Genomic DNA, 19,393 nt, shown 5'->3' with positions numbered 1-19,393 from the left:
GACCATGTTCTGGGCCTCGTACCTGCTGGCGGTCTTTGCGATAGTCCTGGCGTGGCCGGTGCCTATCCTGCTTTCGCGTGCGAAGTGGCCCGCCCGGTCCCCGTTTACGGCCATGGTGCTCTGGCAGGCCATCGCACTCGCCGGTGGCTTGTCGATGATCGGTGCCATGCTTGTGTATGGCCTGGAGCCAGTCGGCGACAACCTGCTCGCCGGCCTGCGGGCGCTTGCGGGGATGGTGCTCTTCAACGCGCCCACCACCGACCTCGGTTTCTGGCATATCTTCGCCCTGTCCGCCGCGGCGCTGCTGACCGCCCACCTGGTATTCACCCTGCTGCTGACCTACTACAAGATCGAGCGCCAGCGGCGGCGGCACCGGGAGCTTCTGGGGCTCCTTGCCTCACCGTCTGCCGAGGGGGCCGGGACGCTTGTCATCAGCCATGATTCGCCCGTGGCCTACTGCCTTCCCGGCGGAGCCCGCTCCGTGACCGTGCTGTCCGATGGCCTGATGGCCGCCTTGGAACCGGCCGAGCTCCGCGCCGTGCTGATCCACGAAAATGCGCACCTGAGCCAGCGGCACCACCTGCTGTTGTGGGCATTCGCCGCCTGGCGGCAGGCCCTCCCCTGGCTTCCCACCACCCGCCTGGCACAGGAGTCCGTCAACTCCCTGATCGAGATGCTGGCCGACGACGTCGCTCTCAAGACTGAAAGCAAGGCTACGCTCATCAAGGCCATCGCCATCGTGGCCAGCGGATCGGCCAGGACCCCGGCCGATGCCGGCCTCCAGCCCGGCCAGACCAGTCTGTCGTTGGCAGGGCTTGACTCCACAGCCGGCACTGCAGGCGCAGATTCGGCCCGCACCACAGCGTCCCGCGTCAGCCGGCTGCTTTCGCCGCAGCCACAGCTGCCTGCCCCGGTCCGCAGCCTGGTGCTCGCCGGCTGCGTGCTCCTGCTGGCGCTCCCCACCGCCCTGCTGGTGGTGCCGGGCCTGCTCGGGTAGGAATCCCGCCCGGAAGAGTCCCGCCGTCGTACGTCCCGCTTCCCGGCCACGCCCCCTTGGCGAGGCTGCAGGCACGCCGTCAGGCGTCGATGCGCTCCCGGTCCAGGCTGGAGGCGCCTGCGATAATAAAGTCCTTGCGGGGCGAGACGTCGGAGCCCATCAGCAGGTCGAAAATCTCCTCCGCCTGCTTGGCGTTCTCAATGCCCACCTTGCGGAGGGTGCGGTGCCGCGGGTCCATGGTGGTCTCCGCCAGCTGTTCGGCGTCCATCTCACCCAAGCCCTTGTAGCGCTGGATGGGCTCCTTGTACCGCTTGCCCTCCTGGGCCAGCCGGGCCAGGAGCACGTGCAGCTCGGCTTCCGAGTAGGTGTAGATCATCTCGTTGGCCTTCTGGCCGGCGTTGATGACCTCCACCCGGTGCAGCGGGGGGACAGCGGCGAAGACCCGGCCTTCTTCGATCATGGGCCGCATGTAGCGGAAGAAGAGGGTCAGGAGCAGCGTGCGGATGTGCGCGCCGTCCACGTCGGCGTCCGTCATCAGGATGACCTTGCCGTAGCGGGCTGCGCTGATGTCGAAGCTGCGGCCGGAACCCGCGCCCACCACCTGGATGAGGGCGGCGCATTCGGCGTTGGAGAGCATGTCCCCCACCGAGGCCTTCTGGACGTTGAGGATCTTGCCGCGGATCGGCAGGAGAGCCTGGAAGTCGGAGGAGCGGGCCAGCTTGGCGGTTCCCAGCGCCGAGTCGCCTTCCACGATGAACAGTTCGGAACGTTCGACGTCGTCCGTGCGGCAGTCGGCAAGCTTGGTGGGCATCGAGGAAGTTTCCAGCGCGTTCTTGCGCCGCTGGGTTTCCTTGTGCACCCGGGCCGAGATGCGGGATTTCATCTCGTTGACGATTTTTTCCAGGAGCAGGGCGGACTGCGACTTGTCGTTCTTGTTGGTGGAATTGATCTTCGCAGTGATTTCGCGCTCCACCACCTTGGACACAATGGCGCGCACGGCGGAGGTGCCCAGGATTTCCTTGGTCTGGCCTTCGAATTGCGGTTCGGCCAGGCGCACTGTCAGCACGGCGGTGAGGCCGGCGAAGATGTCGTCCTTCTCGATCTTGTCGTTGCCGGCCTTCAGCTTGCGGGCGTTGGTCTCCACGGCTTTCCGGAAGGTCTTGACCAGTGCCTGCTCGAAACCGGACTGGTGTGTACCGCCCTTGGGCGTGGAGATGATGTTCACAAAGCTCCGGACGGTGCTGTCGTAGCCAATCCCCCAGCGCAGGGCTACATCCACCTCACAGTCGCGCTCCACCTCGGCGAGCTGGCTGTGCCCGCGCTCATCCAGTACAGGGACGGTCTCCTTGAACTTCCCCGAACCGTGCAGCCGCCAGACGTCGGTGACCGCGGGATCGGCAGCAAGGAACTCAACGAACTCGGAGATGCCGCCGTCGTGGTGGAAGACCTCCTCGTGGGGGCCGGATTCGCCGGGCGTGCCCGGGGCCTTCCGCTCGTCGCGCACCGTCAGTTTGAGGCCGGGCACCAGGAAGGACGTCTGCCGGGCGCGGGCGGCAAGTTCGTCGTAGGAGAACTTCGCGTCCGGGGTGAAGATCTGCCGGTCAGCCCAGTAGCGGATCCGGGTGCCGGTGACGCCGCGCTTGGCCTTGCCCACCACGTCCAGCACGGAGTCGTCCACAAACGGGGTGAAATCTGCGGCGGGGTCGATTTTCGAACCAAGGTCCTTGAAGCGCCCGGGTTCGCCCCGTCGGAAGGACATCTTGTAGGTCTTGCCGCCGCGGTCCACTTCGACGTCGAGCCGGGAGGACAGCGCATTAACTACGGACGCGCCGACGCCGTGGAGGCCGCCCGAGGCCGTGTAGGAGCCGCCGCCGAACTTGCCGCCGGCGTGGAGTTTGGTGAAGACCACTTCGACACCGGTGAGTCCGGTCTTCGGTTCCTTGTCGATGGGGATGCCGCGGCCGTCGTCGTGGATCTCCACGGAGTTGTCGGCGTGGAGGATGATCTTGATGTCGTGGCCGAAGCCGGCCAGTGCCTCGTCAACGGAGTTGTCGATGATTTCCCAGAGGCAGTGCATCAACCCGCGGGAATCGGTGGAGCCGATGTACATGCCGGGGCGCTTGCGGACGGCTTCGAGGCCCTCCAGTACAGACAGGTGCCGGGCAGTGTAATCAGAACTTGGTGCCACCGGTGATGAACTCCTTCAGGGACGGGACAGCGGGCTGGGAATCGCTCTTCCTAGGGTAGTCGGCCGGGCCGCGGAGCGCCGACTGCCACACGTGGGGTGGCCTGTGCGCCGCGCCACTTCGGGCTTTTTAGCGGGTGCTGCGGAGATCTTGACGGACTCTTGCGGCTACGCGGACAGCGAACTTGCCCCATCCTTGCGATGGTTTTGTTACGAATACTGGTTATATAGACGTACAGATCTACTAAGGAGGCCGACATGACAACAGCAGTGGCAGACCGCACACTCAACGCACTCGACCGGTGCGATCGTTGCGGAGCCCAGGCATATGTCCGGGTTGTACTGGAGTCCTCCGGCGGTGAGCTGCTGTTCTGCGGCCACCACGCACGTGCAGTTGAAGCGACGCTCAAGCCGTTGAGCTCGGACTGGCACGATGAGACGGGGAAGCTTCACGAGAAAGCAACCGTAGAAATCGACTAGCAGCACACCGAAGCTGTGGGGACCCCGCCGGAAGGCGGGGTCCCCCTTCGTTTAAGCCGTGTTTCGGAAGCCATGCATAGGGGCCAATGACCGTATCAAGCAAAGCGGCCCGCCGGCCGCAGCACCCTTTGGGGCACCGCAGCCGGCGGGCCGCTTTGTCATGCTTCCTTGTTCTAGTCCAGGTAGTCCCGCAGCACCTGCGACCGCGAGGGGTGGCGCAGCTTGGACATGGTCTTGGACTCGATCTGGCGGATGCGCTCACGCGTGACGCCGTAGACCTTGCCGATTTCGTCTAAAGTCTTCGGCTGTCCGTCGGTCAGGCCGAACCGCATGGCCACCACGCCTGCCTCACGCTCGGACAGGGTGTCCAGCACCGAGTGGAGCTGTTCCTGCAGGAGCGTGAAGCTCACGGCGTCGGCCGGGACCACGGCTTCGGAATCCTCGATCAGGTCACCGAACTCCGAGTCGCCATCCTCGCCCAGGGGCGTGTGCAGCGAGATGGGCTCGCGGCCGTACTTCTGGACCTCGACCACCTTTTCGGGCGTCATGTCCAGTTCGAGGGCCAACTCTTCCGGCGTGGGTTCGCGGCCGAGGTCCTGCAGCATCTGCCGCTGGACACGTGCCAGCTTGTTGATGACCTCAACCATGTGCACCGGAATACGGATGGTGCGGGCCTGGTCGGCCATGGCGCGGGTGATCGCCTGGCGGATCCACCAGGTGGCGTACGTGGAGAACTTGAAGCCCTTGGTGTAGTCGAACTTCTCCACAGCGCGGATGAGGCCGAGGTTGCCTTCCTGGATCAGGTCCAGGAACAGCATGCCGCGTCCGGTGTAGCGCTTGGCGAGCGATACCACCAGGCGAAGGTTGGCCTCGAGCAGGTGGTTCTTGGCGCGCTTTCCGTCATGAATGATGAACTCAAGCTCGCGCTTGTACTTCGGGTCCATGGAGCCGTCGTCTGCGTTGATCTTCTCTTCGGCAAACAGTCCGGCTTCGATCCGGAGCGCAAGGTCCACTTCCTGCTCGGCGTTGAGCAGCGCAACTTTACCGATCTGCTTCAGGTAGTCCTTGACGGGGTCGGCGGTAGCGCCGGCGGACATGACCTGCTGGACAGGTGCGTCGTCGTCGTCAGCATCAGAGTAGACGAAGCCCTTGCCCGAGCCGGCTGCTCCCTTGACGGGATCAGCCTCGGCGTCTTCTTCGACGACGTCGGGCCCTTCGAGGACGTCAAGGTCCTCTTCGACGTCTTCTACTTCGTCATCGTCGGCGTCGGACGCCGACTTGCCGGCAGCCGCGGCAGCAGCCTTGGCACCGGGCTTGGGGCCGCGCTTTTTGGGCTCACGCTTGCCGTCCGCACCAGCTTCACCGGCAGAGGCCTTGTTGGCTGCCCGAGTGGCGGCCCGCTTGGCGCTTGTTGCAGCCTGCTTCTCCTCGGCGGACAGTTCGTCCTGGGCGGCGGGGTCCTTCTTCGTGGAAGACGGGGTCACAGAAAACCTTTCTAGCGGTGGTCTGTGGAATCGCCATACGGGCAACACCACTATGACCCTGTCAAGTCCGTGGTGGAAACCAAGCGCCACCACGGCCGGCAGAGTCTATAAGTAGAACTGCCGGAGCGGCTGTAATGTTCCCCGGAAGGACCAGCTACAAGCACTCGATACACGGACCCAACCGGGTCTCGGCAACCATTGTCTCACGTTTCCCCGAATAGGACCTCCCCGCGGTCCGCCAGCTCGGCGTTGAAGTGCCCCGGCGGCAGCCCTGGTGCCTCAACCTTCAGGTGTCCCGGCCACTGCCTTTCAGGCAACGTCCGGCCGGAACTTCTGCCAGGCGGCCTCCTTCCGTGACGCCCACCCGCACACAGCGCCGCGGCGGACCATCTCAAGCAGCAGTTCCGCCAGCCGGTAGCCGGGCTCAACCTCCAGGGCCTCACTGAGGTATGCCGCCGCATACGAACCTCTCCCGCGGCTCCAGGCGATCCAGCCCCTTCCCGTTAACGCCGCCGCTGCAGGCGCTCCGCCCAGGAGGGCCAGTTGTCCCAGGACGGCGTCGAGGGCTTCCATCGTCTGCCACTGCGGGACTGCCGGCCCGTTGCCCATCAATACGTCCCCGTAGCCCGGGGTTCCCTGCCCGCCGGCGGACATCAGCAGGCTTCCGCCGGGGACATCGGACATGCCGATGCCCTTGATGTCCACAGCCTGCATGTCCACGGCCTGCATGGCATGGGAGGGAGCGCCGGTCGTGTCCGCCCCGGCCGGCACGCTTCCCTGCTGTGCATCGTCCGCTGCCGGCTCCAGGGGCCGCAATCCGGCGTCACCGCCGAAGGTCCCGAACTCTTCGGCGCCCGCCGATGCCGCCGATTTGCCGGCGGCAGCCATCACCAGGAGGGCGTCGCGCCAGGCGGGCACCAGCAGCGTGGCCCTGAGGAAGGCTTCCCGGTGTACGGACGGCTGCACGAGGTGGGCGGGCCGGGCCAGCATCGCTTCCCATTGCCGCAGCACCGCCTCAAACTGAGGACGGCTGCTCCGCCGAAGTTCCAACTGGGCCCACCACACAGCCTCGGCCTCCAGCACCGCTGCGCGATGGGCTGCCGGCACAGGCACCGGCGCGGGCCGTGCTTCGGGAGGCGGCCCCACGCTGCTGCCCCGGTACACCATCTCGGTACTGAGCAGGCTGTCCCGGATCTGCTGCACAGGACGGCCCGGCACCGGGCAGCACGAGGGGTAGGCACACCACGCGTGCCGCCAGTAGCGGTCACCCACATACCAGGCTTCTTTGACGGGCATGCCGGCTCCGCACAGGGCCGCTTGCAGCCCGGACAGCAATCCGCCGTGGCAGCCTGGCCCGGACAGCCAGCCGTTGTTGCTGAAGAGCGCCAGCAGGGTACCGTCGGCATGCTCATCAGCCTCCAGGTAACCGCAGACCGTTCCGGCGAAGGCGCCAGCGTCCGCCAGGGCCCCGGGGCCTGGGAGATCCAGCCGCAGGGTGGCCCCCAGCCGTTTGCCCTGCAGGGTCATGGCGACGAGGCTGTTGGCCGGCCAGTATCCCAGCGAATGGGGAATGAAGCCCAGGATGTCTTCCGGGCCGCGGACTGTCAGGCGTTCTGGAGGTGTCATGGCTCCAGCATTCGCCTGCGGGCACCCGGTCAAAAGCGCCAGCCTCGGCTATGTGGAAACCGGGTGGCCGGCATCTGTCCAATCCCCTGGAACACAGCCTGTGCAGGATTAGTCAGCCGCTGCCGGGAAGGCAGACCGGTCAGTCGTCCGAAGCGGCTGCCCTGCTGCGGCGGGCCAGGTTTTCCCGGCGCTGGCGGGCCAGGGCGCTGCGAAGGGGCGGCACCACAACACCCTGCGCCGCCATCTGCCGGCGCACCTTCCGCCGGCACACCAGCATGGCCACCGCGCCGATGCCCAGCAGCACAAACTGGACGCTCATGGCGATCCGGAACGGGTCCAGCCCGTACAGTTCGCCGTTCGAGTACCCGCTGGCGTACAACACGTCCAGGACCAGGCCGATGAGGAAAATGGCCACCAGCGCGGCGATGAATCCGCCCACGTTCACAATTCCGGTGGCCGCGCCGATCCGGTGTGCCGGGTTGAAAGTGCGCGCAAAGTCAAAGCCGATCATCGAACCGGGACCGCCGATGGCAAGCACCACCACCAGGCCGGCCAGAAGCCACAGCGGCGAACGCCCCGGCGTCAGCAGGACCGCTGCCCAGGCACCGGCGGTGGCGCCAGCAATCAGGAGGACCATGGTGGAGCGCCGCAGCGGGTGCCGGGAAACAAAGCGCCCGATGAAGGGCCCCACCGCCATGGCGGCCGCCACGTACAGCGCCATCAGGGCGGCCACGGTTCCGGCAGCAAGGCCCTGGCCGGAAATCAGGAACGGATAGCCCCACGTCATGGCAAAAACAGTTCCGCTGAACTGAATGGTGAAATGGCTCCACAGGCCCAGCCGCGTCCCCGGCTGGCGCCAGGCGCGGGCCAGCGAGGCGCCGGTGGCCTTCAGTCCCTGCTGCGCCTGCGGCCTTTCTGTACCCGGCGGCACATCCTGCAGGAGCAGAATGACCAGGACGACGGCGAGTCCCGACATCCCGGCCAGCATCAGGAACGCCGGGGTCCAGCCGGCAGTGTGGAGGACGAACGCGAACGGCAGGACGCTGAACAGCTGCCCCAACTGGCCGGACATACCGGTCAACTGCGTCACCAGCGGCACCCGGGCAGGCGCAAACCAGAGCGGGATCAGGCGGATCACCGAAATAAAGGTCATGGCGTCGCCGGCGCCGACGAGGACCCGGCCGGCCACACCGCCGGGAATGCTGTCGGCAAAGGCCAGCTGGAGCTGTCCGAGTCCCATCAGCACGGCGCCGCCGGCGATCATGGCGCGGGAGCCGAACCGGTCCACCAGCAGCCCCACCGGGATCTGCAGCCCGGCGTACACGAGGAGCTGGAGGACCGTGAAGAACGAGATGGCCGATGCGCTGGCGTGGAAGCGTTCCGTGGCTTCCAGCCCCACCACCCCGAATGAGGTGCGCTGGGAAACTGCCACCAGGTACCCGAAGATTCCAATGGTCCAGATCAGCCAGGCTCGGGGTGCAGTCACTTCTTTATTATGCCCGGCCCCCGTGCGCGCCCCGGCAGCAGCGCGTTCCACGCTGTCCGGGGTGCGGCAGTTTTCAGCGGACAGTGCTCCTACTGGCCGGGGTTCTCACGGGCGAGATAGGCCTCCACGGCAGCGCCGAGGACATCGGCGTTGGGCAGCTCGTCATTCTCGTCCGCGAGGAGCGAGCGGCGGACGGTGCCTTCGGCCTTTTCGTCGTACCGGGACTCAAGCCGCGAGACCACCTGCTGGACTTCTTCGGAGGCGTCGATCTGCTCGGCAATCTGGCGGCTGACCTCGCGGCCGGCTTCGCGGAGCCGGTCCGAGGGAAGCATCAGCGAGGTGGCGGCGCCCAGGTATTCCAGGCCTGCCACGGCGGCCGTGGGGTACTCGGCCTCGGCCAGATAGTGCGGAACGTGGATCACGTAACCGGCCACGTTCCGGCCCGCCTCCACGAGGCGAAGTTCCAGGATGTGGCCCACGGCGGCGGGCACCTCCACGGTGGGCTTCCACACCGAGATGCCCTCGATCAGCTCCGGCCGGTTGCCATGCACGGTGACGCCCACCGGGCGGGTGTGCGGAACGGGCATGGGGATGGAGTGGATCCAGGTGACCAGGTTAACGTCGAGTTTCTCCACGATGCCCACCACTGCGCGGGCGAACCGTTCCCATTGCAGGTCCGGTTCGAAGCCGGCCAGCAGCAGGAAGGGGTTGCCCAGGCCGTCCACGAGCCGGTAGAGGGCGAGGCGGGGTTCCTGGTAGTCCTGCAGGTGGTCCTCGACGAAGGTCAGGTGCGGCCTGCGGGAGCGGTAATCAATCAGCTGGTCGGCGTCAAAGACTGCGACGGGCTGGGCGTCCAGCGAGTCCAGCAGTTCGGCATTGATCTGCTTCACCACGTACCCGGCGTCGGCGAAGCCGGTGAAGCCCATCACCAGGTTCAGCCCCTTGAGCTCCGGGCTGTGGAACAGCTCAATGTTGCTTGCATAAAGCGCGTCGGGATCCAGCAGGGAGCCGGAGAACCGTTCAAGCACGGCATGTTCCTTTCATAGGTGCGGGTGGATATCCTCTACAACGCCGCAGGACAGCCGCTCATTCCAGCCGCCGGTGTGGCGCATGTCTCAGGAAATTCACCGGCTCAGGCGGGGACGGGCTACGATCGGAACTGGCCTGCCGGACGGGCTTGCAGACACCCGGGCTGCGTCCCGAACGACGGCAATCCGGGCATCCTTGGCAGAGCGCCGAACATGCATCCCTGCCCGAACATCTCTCGAGAATTGAGGACTGATCCCTGTGGTCAAGAATACTGAAATCAACCTTAGTACCCTCACCAGGGACCTGAAGAAGAGCCCCAGTGACGCAGTGGTCATCGGCGTCGGGAAGGGCACCGACGGTCCGGTCCTCCTGGACAACCCGCTGACGGCCAAGAGTGCCGAGGCGCTGGCCGACTCCCTCAAGTCACTGGGCGTCACGGGCGCTGCGGACCAGATCGTCCGCCTCCCCGGCCTTCCGGAAACGGGCGCCGGAATCCTGGTCCTCGCCGGCGCCGGCAGCGTATCGGCAGGAAAGCCGCTCACGGAAGAAGCGCTGCGCCGTGCCGCGGGCTCCGCTGTCCGCCAGCTGGCCGGCCTCGCAACTGTTGTGCTGGCGCTTCCGACGGCGTCCGTCGCCGATGTGGCGGCAGTCGCAGAGGGTGCCGCCCTCGGCGCCTATTCGTTCACCGAGTTCCGGTCCTCGCAGGACGGCCTCAAGGATCCCGTCAAAAATGCCGTCATCTTCACGGACCTGGCCGGTACTGACGGTGTGGATGCCGCGCTGAAGCGTGCAGGCCTGCTGGGCAAGGCAGTCAACGCCACGCGGTCGCTGGTCAACCAGCCGCCCAGCCACCTCTACCCGGAAACGTTCGCGGAAGCTGCGAGGGACCTGGCCAAGGGCCTGCCCGTCAAAGTCACAGTCTGGGACGAGAAGCGGCTTGAGAAGGAAGGCTTCGGCGGCATCATGGGCGTGGGCAAGGGCTCTTCCCGCCAGCCCCGCCTGGTGAAGGTCGAATATTCCCCCGCGAGGGCAACGTCGAAGATCGCCCTCGTCGGCAAAGGCATTACTTTCGACACCGGCGGCATCTCGATCAAGCCCGCCCTGGGCATGGGCGACATGAAGAGCGATATGGCCGGTGCCGCCGTCGTCCTTAACACCGTCCTGGCCCTCGCGGGACTGGGCCTGCCGGTGAAGGCGACCGCCTGGCTTTGCATTGCGGAGAACATGCCCTCAGGTGCGGCCTCCCGCCCTGCGGACGTCCTCACCATGTTCGGCGGCAAGACCGTTGAGGTCCTGAACACCGACGCCGAGGGCCGGCTGGTGATGGCCGACGGCATCGTGGCCGCAAGCCGCGAGTTCCCCGACGCCATCATCGATGTCGCAACGCTGACCGGTGCGCAGCTGATCGCCCTGGGCAACCGCACCGCAGGCGTGATGGGCTCGGACAGCGTCACCGGTGCCCTGAAGGCCGCAGCGGACCGTGCGGGCGAACTCGTCTGGCCCATGCCCCTCCCCGAAGAACTGCGCGCCAGCCTCGATTCCCAGGTGGCAGACCTGGCCAATATCGGGGAACGCCATGGCGGCATGATGACGGCGGCCGTTTTCCTGCGCGAATTCGTGGGTAAGGGCAAGGACGGGGAACAGATCCCCTGGGCCCACATCGACATCGCCGGGCCTTCCTTCAACAACGGGAGCCCCTATGGCTACACGCACAAGCAGGGAACGGGCTGCACCGTCCGCACCCTGGTGGCCTATGTAGAGGACCTCCTGGCAGCAGCGGCCTGAACACCATCAGCCGCGTTTACGCGGGCAGCGCACCCTGCGGCGCGGGGACATGTTCCCTTCGCCGCAGGGGCGCGTGACACTCGACACAAGCGCTCCACAAACGAGGCGACAAGGTGGAGCATGGATAAGTGGTTCGCTAAGGTGAACCACGGTAGTCACAAATGCAAGAGAACAGGCACGCTGACATAATCACGGCAGTGCAAGTTCCAAGACCAGATGATGCGCGAGAGAACGCGTCATCGTTCACGCGAGGGAGCGTTTAAGTGGCCGATCAGGCAACTGCGCAAGAATTCGACATCCTGGTACTCGGTGGAGGCAGCGGTGGGTACGCCGCCGCCCTGCGGGCCGTACAGCTTGGCCTCACCGTCGGCCTCGTGGAGAAGGCAAAGCTGGGCGGCACCTGCCTCCACAACGGCTGCATCCCCACCAAGGCACTGCTGCACTCTGCGGAGCTCGCAGACCATGCCCGTGATTCCGCCAAGTACGGCGTGAACGTAACCCTCGACAGCATCGACATCACGGCCGTCAACGCGTACAAGGACGGCATCATCGCCGGCAAGTACAAGGGCCTCCAGGGCCTCATCAAGTCCAAGGGCATCACCGTCATCGAAGGTGAGGGCAAGCTCCAGGGCACCGACACCGTCGTGGTGAACGGCACCGCCTACAAGGGCAAGAACATCATTCTGGCCACGGGTTCCTACTCCCGTACCCTTCCGGGCCTGGAAATCGGCGGCAAGGTCATCACGTCCGACCAGGCCCTGACCATGGACTACATCCCCAAGAGCGCCATCATCCTCGGCGGCGGCGTGATCGGCGTCGAGTTCGCCTCCGTCTGGAAGTCCTTCGGCGTGGATGTCACCATCGTGGAGGGCCTGCCCTCCCTCGTTCCCAACGAGGACGCCACCATCGTCAAGAACTTCGAGCGTGCCTTCAAGAAGCGCGGCATCAAGTTCTCCACCGGCGTCTTCTTCCAGGGCGTTGAGCAGAACAACGACGGCGTCAAGGTCACCTTGGTGGACGGCAAGACTTTCGAAGCGGACCTGCTCCTCGTGGCCGTCGGCCGCGGCCCCGTCACCGCGAACCTCGGTTACGAGGAAGCCGGCATCACCATCGACCGCGGCTTCGTTATCACCGACGAGCGCCTGCACACCGGTGTCGGAAACATCTACGCCGTCGGCGACATCGTCCCGGGCGTGCAGCTGGCACACCGCGGCTACCAGCAGGGCATCTTCGTGGCCGAGGAAATCGCCGGCCTCAAGCCGGTGATCGTCGAGGACATCAACATCCCCAAGGTCACCTACTCCGAACCCGAGATCGCAACCGTCGGCTACACCGAAAAGGCAGCCAAGGAGAAGTTCGGCGAGGACCAGGTCCAGACCCAGGAATACAACCTGGCCGGCAACGGCAAAAGCTCCATCCTGGGCACCTCCGGACTGGTCAAGCTGGTCCGCCAAAAGGACGGCCCCGTGGTGGGCGTCCACATGATCGGCGCCCGCATGGGCGAGCAGGTGGGCGAAGCCCAGCTCATCGTGAACTGGGAAGCCTACCCCGAGGATGTGGCACAGCTGGTGCACGCCCACCCCACACAGAACGAGGCCCTGGGCGAAGCCCACCTTGCCCTCGCGGGCAAGCCCCTTCACGGCTAGTCTCCCCAAGTACCAAAGGGCCTAGTGCACCCGGCACAGAATGCCGGGTGCACTAGGCTGGCCAACAAGGCTGCAATCATCCGCACTAAAGATCAATAAGGAGAACGGGGACGACATGTCTGAATCCGTTAACTTGCCCGCCCTCGGTGAGAGCGTCACCGAAGGAACCGTCACCCGCTGGCTCAAGCAGGTAGGTGACCGGGTAGAGGTGGACGAGCCGCTGCTCGAAGTCTCCACCGACAAAGTAGACACTGAAATCCCCTCTCCTGTAGCTGGCGTGATTGAGGAAATCCTGGTTGCCGAGGACGAGACCGCCGAGGTCGGCGCGCCGTTGGTCCGCATCGGTGACGGCTCCGGCGGCGGCTCCGCGGCACCGGCCGAAGAAGCCCCTGCGCAGGAAGCACCCGCTGCCCCGGCTGAGGAAGCTCCGGCCCAGGAAGCACCCGCGCAGCCTGCACCTTCCCGGGAAGCACCCGCGGCTCCCGCCGCCGGCGGCGGCGAGGGCCACGAGGTCACCCTGCCGGCCCTCGGCGAAAGCGTCACCGAAGGCACCGTGACCCGCTGGCTGAAGGCCGTCGGCGATTCCGTTGAGGTGGACGAGCCGCTCCTGGAAGTTTCCACGGACAAGGTGGACACCGAGATCCCGTCCCCCGTTGCCGGTACCCTGCAGGAAATCCGCGTCAACGAAGACGAAACCGCAGAGGTCGGGTCTGTCCTGGCGGTCATCGGCTCCGGCGCGGCTGCCGCCCCGGCAGAGGCACCCTCCACCGACGCACCTGCCCAGGAAGCACCCAAAGCCGAGGAAGCTCCCAAGGCTGAAGCGCCTGCCCCGCAGGCCGCTCCGGCACCGGCGGCAGCACCCGCGTCCGCCCCGGCACCGGCAGCAGCGCCCGCCCCGGCCGCAGCACCTGCCGAGGCAGCTCCCGCAGCCGGCGGCTCCGAGTCCGGCTACGTCACTCCCCTGGTCCGCAAGCTTGCCAACCAGCACGGTGTGGACATCGCCTCGCTCTCGGGCACCGGCGTGGGTGGACGCATCCGCAAGCAGGACGTCATTGCCGCCGCCGAAGCCAAGGCCGCTCCCGCCGCAGCCCCGGCAGCAGCACCGGCCGCGTCGGCCCCGGCAGCATCCAACGCCGCTGTTTCCTCACTGCGCGGAACCACACAGAAGGCGCCGCGCATCCGCCAGGTCATCGCCCGCCGGATGCGCGAATCCCTCGAGGTTTCCACGCAGCTGACGCAGGTGCACGAGGTCGACATGACCAAGATCGCCAAGCTGCGCCTCAAGGCCAAAAACTCCTTCCAGGCCCAGAACGGCACCAAGCTGACCTTCCTGCCGTTCATCGCCAAGGCTGTTGCCGAGGCCCTCAAGCAGCACCCCAAGCTCAACGCTGCTTACGACGAGGACAAGCAGGAGATCACGTACCACAACGCTGAGCACCTGGCCATCGCCGTTGACACCGACAAGGGCCTGCTGGTTCCGGTCATCTCCGACGCCGGCAACCTGAACCTCGCCGGCCTGGCCGGCAAGATCGCCGACGTCGCAAGCCGCACCCGCGACGGCAAGATCGGCCCGGACGAGCTGTCCGGCGGTACTTTCAGCATCACCAACATCGGTTCGGTCGGCGCCCTGTTCGACACCCCGATCATCAACCAGCCGCAGGTGGGCATCCTGGGCACCGGCGCCATCGTCAAGCGCCCCGTGGTTGTTTCGGACGAGAACGGCGACGACTCGATCGCCATCCGCTCCATGATGTACCTGTCGCTGACTTACGACCACCGCCTGGTGGACGGCGCGGACGCCGGCCGGTTCCTCCAGACCCTGAAGGCACGCCTTGAAGAAGGCGCCTTCGAGGCGGACCTGGGGCTGTAACAAGCTACAAACGCACGACGGCGGTGCAGGCAGCGGTGGGATTCCAGCGCAAGGCCTGTGCCGCCGTCGGCGTTTAACCACCACATCCTCCGGAACTACTACAGGCTGTAGAACTCTGGCTACACTGGTCCCATGAACATCGTCTATAACATTGTGGTTTTCCTGCACGTCGTCGGCGCCGCCATGATCGTGGGCATCTGGATTGGCCAGATGAAGAACCCCACGGTCCACCCCCGCCAGTTCGACGGCGCAATGCTCCAGCTGCTGACCGGCATCGCCCTGATGGGCCTGATCCCGGCGCTGGACATCGACGCCAACTACTTCAAGCTGGGCATTAAGTTCGCCATCGCCCTGGCCGTTGGTGTGCTGGCATTCATCGGCCGCCGGAAGTACAAGAACAACGAGCCGATCAGCAAGGGCCTTGCCCATGGCGTGGGGGGCCTGGCGCTGCTGAACGTGGCCATCGCCACCATCTGGCAGTAGCCTCGTCCCGCCGAGGCCTCAACGACGGCGACACCCCCTGCGAAGGGGGCGTCGCCGTCGTTATTTATTGGTGTGGTCACAATCCTCTGACGGCGGACAGCTGGTGCGCGGTGGCCCGGAAATCCCTAGGATGGGAGACGGCGGGGCCAGGCACTGGCCTGCCCCGGTTTGAATCGACTTGAGGAGTGGTTATGGCAGCAACACGCACCGCGCACACGGTATGGAACGGCGACCTGATGACGGGTTCGGGAAACACCACCCTGGACAGCTCGGGCCTGGGAACCTACGAGGTCACCTGGAAGGCACGTACCGAGGCGTCCGGCGGCAAGACCAGCCCCGAAGAACTGATCGCCGCGGCGCACTCCGCATGCTTCTCCATGGCTTTCAGTCACGCGCTGGCCCAGGCCGGACACACCCCGGAGGAAGTCAACACCAAGGCTGACGTGACCTTCGTCCCGGGCACCGGCATCACCGGCAGCCACCTGACCCTGTCCGCACGGGTCCCCGGCATCTCCGAGGGCGAGTTCCAGAAGATCGCAGCCGAAGCCAAGGTGGGTTGCCCCGTCTCCGGTGCCCTGGCCAGCATCGACATCACCCTGGACGCCACGCTGCAGTCCTAGGCCTTCCGCGCCTGAGCTAAACCAAAGGCCCTGGCTGGCCGGAGTGATCCGGCCGGTCAGGGCCTTTCGTTTTTACTGCCTGTCAGTTGCCGGGCTGTCAGGTGCCTTGGCTGTCAGTTGCCCTGGCTGCGGGCCGGCAGCGGCGCGGGGCGGAGCCGGCGGTAACCCTCACGGGCCGGCGGCCGGTCCGTGGGAAGCTCCTGCACCATTTCCTTCAGCGCACCGATGCCGTACTCGAGTTGCGGGTCCCGCCCGGCGGCGTACGCGTGCGGCGGATAGGTCACTTCGATGTCGGGATCCACGCCGTAGTTCTCCACGCTCCAGCCGATGCCGCCGCTGAACCAGTTCGCGTACCGCGGCTGGGTGACTCCCGTGCCGTCGGCGAGGGAGAACCTGTTGTCGATGCCCACCACACCGCCCCAGGTGCGCGTTCCGATGACGGGTCCGATGCCGCGCAGCTTGGACACCTGGGTGATGATGTCGCCGTCGGAGCCGGCAAATTCGTCGGCGAGGATAATGACCGGGCCGCGGGGGGCGTGGTGCGGGTAGGTCCGGGGTTTCTCGCCGCGGGGCATGCTCCAGCCGGTGACCTTGCGGCCGATCAGCTCAGCCACGAGCTGGGACGTGTGTCCGCCGCGGTTGCGCCGCACGTCCACAATCAGCCCGTCCAGCGCTGTCTCAGTATCGAGGTCACGGTGCAGCTGCGCCCAGCCGTTGGCCATCATGTCCGGGATGTGCAGGTAGCCGAACGTACCGTTGGACGCTTCGCGCACGGTCCGCCGGTTCGCGGCCACCCATTCCTGGTACCGCAGGCGCTCTTCATCCTTCACGGGAACGACGGCGACCCGCCGCTGCTTGCCCGCCCGATCGCCGTGTGTGGCGCCGTTGAGCAGTGTCAGCTCCACCGCGCGGCCGGCGGCGCCCACCAACTGCATGGCCGGAGTGACGGACCCGGACAGCGGAACCCCGTCGATGGCCAGCAGGATGTCCCCCGCCTTGGCGCCCACACCGGGCCTGGTCAGCGGTGACGTCGCCAACGGGTCCGAAGACTCGCCGGCCAGGATGTGGGTAATCTCCCAGCCTGCCGGCGTCAGCGACAGGTCAGCGCCGAGCCGCCCCTGGCCGTTGCTGCCGTTTTCGGTAACGGCCGCGGGCCGGACATAGGCATGGGAGGTGCCCAGCTCGCCGTGGAGCTCCCACAGAAGGTCCACCAGGTCATCGTGGGAACCGAGGCGGTCCACCAGCGGCCGGTAGCGCTTGTGGATCGACTCCCAGTCCTGCCCGGCCATGTCTTCTGCCCAGAAGAAGTCGCGCTGCAGCCGCCAGGCCTCGTCAAAGGCCTGGCCCCAGACGCGCAGCGGTTCCATCAACACCCTGATCCGGCCCAGGTCCACGTTGACCAGGTCGCCCGATTCTTCGTCCGCCTTTTTGTCGGCGGGAACAACGGTGACCTTCTTGTCGGAAACCAGCACCACCTTGCTCCGGTCGCCGGAGAGCCGGAAACTGTCCAGCGCCTCCACCAGGGTGCTCTGCTTCCGGCGGGCGAGGTCGAAACGGGTCAGGCTGGGCCGTGCATCCTTTTCGTCCTGGCTGGCCTTGCCGTCGCCTGTGACGCCGGCGAGGGCCCAGTCCAGCCAGAGCAGGGCGCCGTCGGCCGCCTTCAGTGACGTGTAGTTGCCCTGCGGAACGGGGACCCCGATGACGCGGTGGGCCAGGCCCTCCGGATCCACGGTGACCTCCGGGGCTGCCGGGCCATCCTGCTTGGGCTCCGTCTCCGCCGCGGTGTCCTCCCCGGCGTGGGGATCCACTGAGGGACCAAAGGGCGACGGCGTGTCAGCAGCCAGTGCCACAAGGTACGGCTTGATGGGGCTGGGGAAGGAGAGATCGAAGGAGTGCCCGTCGTAGACGGGGTCAAAGCTGCGGTTTGACAGGAAGGCCAGGAATTTCCCGTCCGGGGTAAAGGCCGGCGACGTGTCCCGGAACCGGCCGTCAGTAACGTCCACTGGTCCGGTGCCGGGGTCCGTCACCTTGGCCAGCCGAAGACGGCTGCGCGAACCGAAGGAGGTGACCGGCTCGGACCATACAAGCCACTGGGAGTCGGCGGACCAGGCGAGGTCTGAAACAGTACCTTCGCCGACGCTTGCCACCAGCGTCAGCTTCCCGGTCCGGGTATTGGCCGCGTACACCTCCCCGAACGAGGTGCCCAGGGCGAGCCAGCTGCCGTCCGGGCTTGCTTCCAGTGCGCTGGTCCGGGTGGGCTGCGGGAAGCCGATGCGCAGGGCATCTGCCTGCACGGATTCCCCGGTGGCGTCGCCGGGACCCACTGCGGGTGTTTCCTCCGGCGCCACGTCTGCCTGCTGGTCATCCCGGACAGCAGGAATCGGAGTGTGCGCTGCCAGGACCGCGGCGCCGGCCGCAGGTACCGGCTGCGGCAACTGCACGTGTTCCTGGTCGTTGCCGGGCGCCGGGGCCGCAGTTCCGGCGTCCGGGCGTCCGGCGGGAGTGGCGGCGGATCCGGTGGGGGCGGCGGTGCCGGGCACGGGTGCAGCGACGTCCCTGATGAACACTGCCTCCACGCCGTCGTGGTCGGCAACGTAGGCCAGCCGCCCGCCGTTCAGCGGCCTGGGCAGCCGGGCACGGACCCCAGGCGTTGCCTCGATGATGCGGGACGGCCCGTCCTTGTGCCGGAGCCAGGAGATGGTGCCGTGGGCTTCCACGGCGCTGGAGGTCCCTGCGGCGTCCGGGACTGCCGCGCCCAGGTGTTTGGCTGCGTTTAGGAGTGCCGGCCGCCTCGACTGTGAAGCGGAGCCCAGGGTGATGTCCAGGCGCACGGCTTCGGACCCGAACCCGGCAACCACCCACAGCTCCCCCGCGGACTCGAAAATGATCCGCTTGCCGTCGGTGCTGGCGTGGCGCACATAGAAGTCCTCGTGGTCTGTGTGGCGCCGCAGGTCTTTTCCGTTGGGCTGGACCGAATAGAGGTTGCCGTAGCCTTCGTGGTCCGACAGGAAAGCGATGCGGCCGTCCACCCACATGGGATCGGCGAGGTTGCCGTCCACGTCCGGCAGCAGGCGCTCGAACTCGCCGTTGCCGTCGTTGTCGATCCAGAGCTTTCCCGCGGTGCCCCCGCGGTAGCGCTTCCACCACGCAGGTTCGCGGGACAGGACGCTGCCCACCACCACCGGCCGCTCATCGCCCACTTCGGGGCCGAAAGCCACCGACTCCACCGGGCCGAACGGCAGTTCCTCGGCCGAGCCGCCGTCGAGCGGGACGCTGTAGGCGTGGGTATGCCGGCTTTCGGCCTGCCGGAACGCACTGGTGACCACCACCGAGCCTTTGGCCGTGAAGCCTTTGACCCTGGTGGTGCCGTGGCCAAAGTACGTCAGCTGCCGGTAATCTCCGCCGTCCACCGCCGCGGACACCACTTCCGGCGCCGTTCCCTGCACCACTGTCCACACGAGCCGCTGTCCGTCCGGCGTGAAACGGGGGTTGCGGGCGGGCAGCTGGAGTGAGGAGACACGCCATGCGCGGCCGCCGCCCAAGGGCGCAATCCATACGTCGTCTTCGGCCACGAAGGTGACCAGATCGCCGTGCAGGTGCGGGTAACGGAAGTAGCTGGAAGAGGTCATCGTTCGATCATAGTCAACCCCCATGAGGCCCTGGTGGAGGTGCCGGGACCGTGGCTGGCGTGGTGTGATGGAC

13 protein-coding genes are annotated in these 19,393 nt (G+C 66.5%); 7 read left to right on the top strand and 6 right to left on the bottom strand.

From position 1 onward, the window contains the following. The first annotated feature begins 4 nt into the window (after window positions 1-4). Entirely contained in the window at window positions 5-997 is a 993-nt protein-coding gene (locus tag BACI348_RS08940; RefSeq protein WP_159825048.1) for a M56 family metallopeptidase, read from the top strand. A gap of 79 nt (window positions 998-1,076) precedes the next feature. Here the strand turns inward: BACI348_RS08940 and BACI348_RS08935 are convergent, their stop codons facing one another. Next, window positions 1,077-3,185 carry a DNA gyrase/topoisomerase IV subunit B gene (locus tag BACI348_RS08935; RefSeq protein ID WP_159825046.1) on the bottom strand — a complete coding sequence of 703 codons (2,109 nt, stop codon included), beginning with the start codon at window positions 3,183-3,185 and terminating at the stop codon, window positions 1,077-1,079. A gap of 255 nt (window positions 3,186-3,440) precedes the next feature. Between BACI348_RS08935 and BACI348_RS08930 the strand changes: the two genes are divergently transcribed. Then, entirely contained in the window at window positions 3,441-3,662 is a 222-nt protein-coding gene (locus BACI348_RS08930) for a DUF7455 domain-containing protein (protein ID WP_159825044.1), read from the top strand. A gap of 173 nt (window positions 3,663-3,835) precedes the next feature. Here BACI348_RS08930 and BACI348_RS08925 read toward each other — a convergent pair whose 3' ends face one another. The 4 genes from BACI348_RS08925 to BACI348_RS08910 all read right to left on the bottom strand — a co-directional run bounded on the left by BACI348_RS08925 (window position 3,836) and on the right by BACI348_RS08910 (window position 9,286). Next, complete coding sequence (locus BACI348_RS08925; RefSeq protein WP_159825042.1) at window positions 3,836-5,146, bottom strand: RNA polymerase sigma factor; 1,311 nt, start codon at window positions 5,144-5,146, stop codon at window positions 3,836-3,838. Window positions 5,147-5,455: 309 nt separating this feature from the next. Beyond that, entirely contained in the window at window positions 5,456-6,772 is a 1,317-nt protein-coding gene (locus tag BACI348_RS08920; RefSeq protein WP_159825040.1) for a DUF4192 domain-containing protein, read from the bottom strand. Between the two features lie 139 nt (window positions 6,773-6,911). Then, window positions 6,912-8,258 carry an MFS transporter gene (locus BACI348_RS08915; RefSeq protein WP_159825038.1) on the bottom strand — a complete coding sequence of 449 codons (1,347 nt, stop codon included), beginning with the start codon at window positions 8,256-8,258 and terminating at the stop codon, window positions 6,912-6,914. An 89-nt stretch (window positions 8,259-8,347) separates the two neighbouring features. Further along, entirely contained in the window at window positions 8,348-9,286 is a 939-nt protein-coding gene (locus BACI348_RS08910; RefSeq protein ID WP_159825036.1) for a proteasome assembly chaperone family protein, read from the bottom strand. 259 nt (window positions 9,287-9,545) lie between these two features. Between BACI348_RS08910 and BACI348_RS08905 the strand changes: the two genes are divergently transcribed. The 5 genes from BACI348_RS08905 to BACI348_RS08885 all read left to right on the top strand — a co-directional run bounded on the left by BACI348_RS08905 (window position 9,546) and on the right by BACI348_RS08885 (window position 15,691). Then, window positions 9,546-11,072 carry a leucyl aminopeptidase gene (locus tag BACI348_RS08905; RefSeq protein ID WP_159825034.1) on the top strand — a complete coding sequence of 509 codons (1,527 nt, stop codon included), beginning with the start codon at window positions 9,546-9,548 and terminating at the stop codon, window positions 11,070-11,072. A 263-nt stretch (window positions 11,073-11,335) separates the two neighbouring features. Further along, on the top strand, window positions 11,336-12,718 hold the full coding sequence (gene lpdA / locus BACI348_RS08900; protein WP_159825032.1) for a dihydrolipoyl dehydrogenase: 1,383 nt from the start codon (window positions 11,336-11,338) through the stop codon (window positions 12,716-12,718). A 115-nt stretch (window positions 12,719-12,833) separates the two neighbouring features. Further along, complete coding sequence (sucB, locus tag BACI348_RS08895) at window positions 12,834-14,588, top strand: 2-oxoglutarate dehydrogenase, E2 component, dihydrolipoamide succinyltransferase (protein WP_159825030.1); 1,755 nt, start codon at window positions 12,834-12,836, stop codon at window positions 14,586-14,588. A 132-nt stretch (window positions 14,589-14,720) separates the two neighbouring features. Then, complete coding sequence (locus BACI348_RS08890) at window positions 14,721-15,071, top strand: hypothetical protein (RefSeq protein ID WP_159825028.1); 351 nt, start codon at window positions 14,721-14,723, stop codon at window positions 15,069-15,071. 191 nt (window positions 15,072-15,262) lie between these two features. Next, a complete protein-coding gene (locus tag BACI348_RS08885; protein WP_159825026.1) occupies window positions 15,263-15,691 on the top strand; it encodes an OsmC family protein in 429 nt (142 codons plus the stop codon). Window positions 15,692-15,804: 113 nt separating this feature from the next. Here BACI348_RS08885 and BACI348_RS08880 read toward each other — a convergent pair whose 3' ends face one another. Then, window positions 15,805-19,320, bottom strand: coding sequence for a S41 family peptidase (locus BACI348_RS08880; protein WP_159825024.1), 3,516 nt, complete (start codon window positions 19,318-19,320; stop codon window positions 15,805-15,807). Window positions 19,321-19,393: the final 73 nt, after the last annotated feature.

Source organism: Arthrobacter sp. 9AX (assembly GCF_902506095.1).
GTDB lineage: Bacteria > Actinomycetota > Actinomycetes > Actinomycetales > Micrococcaceae > Arthrobacter.
This window is presented reverse-complemented; position numbering and strand designations above follow the sequence as displayed.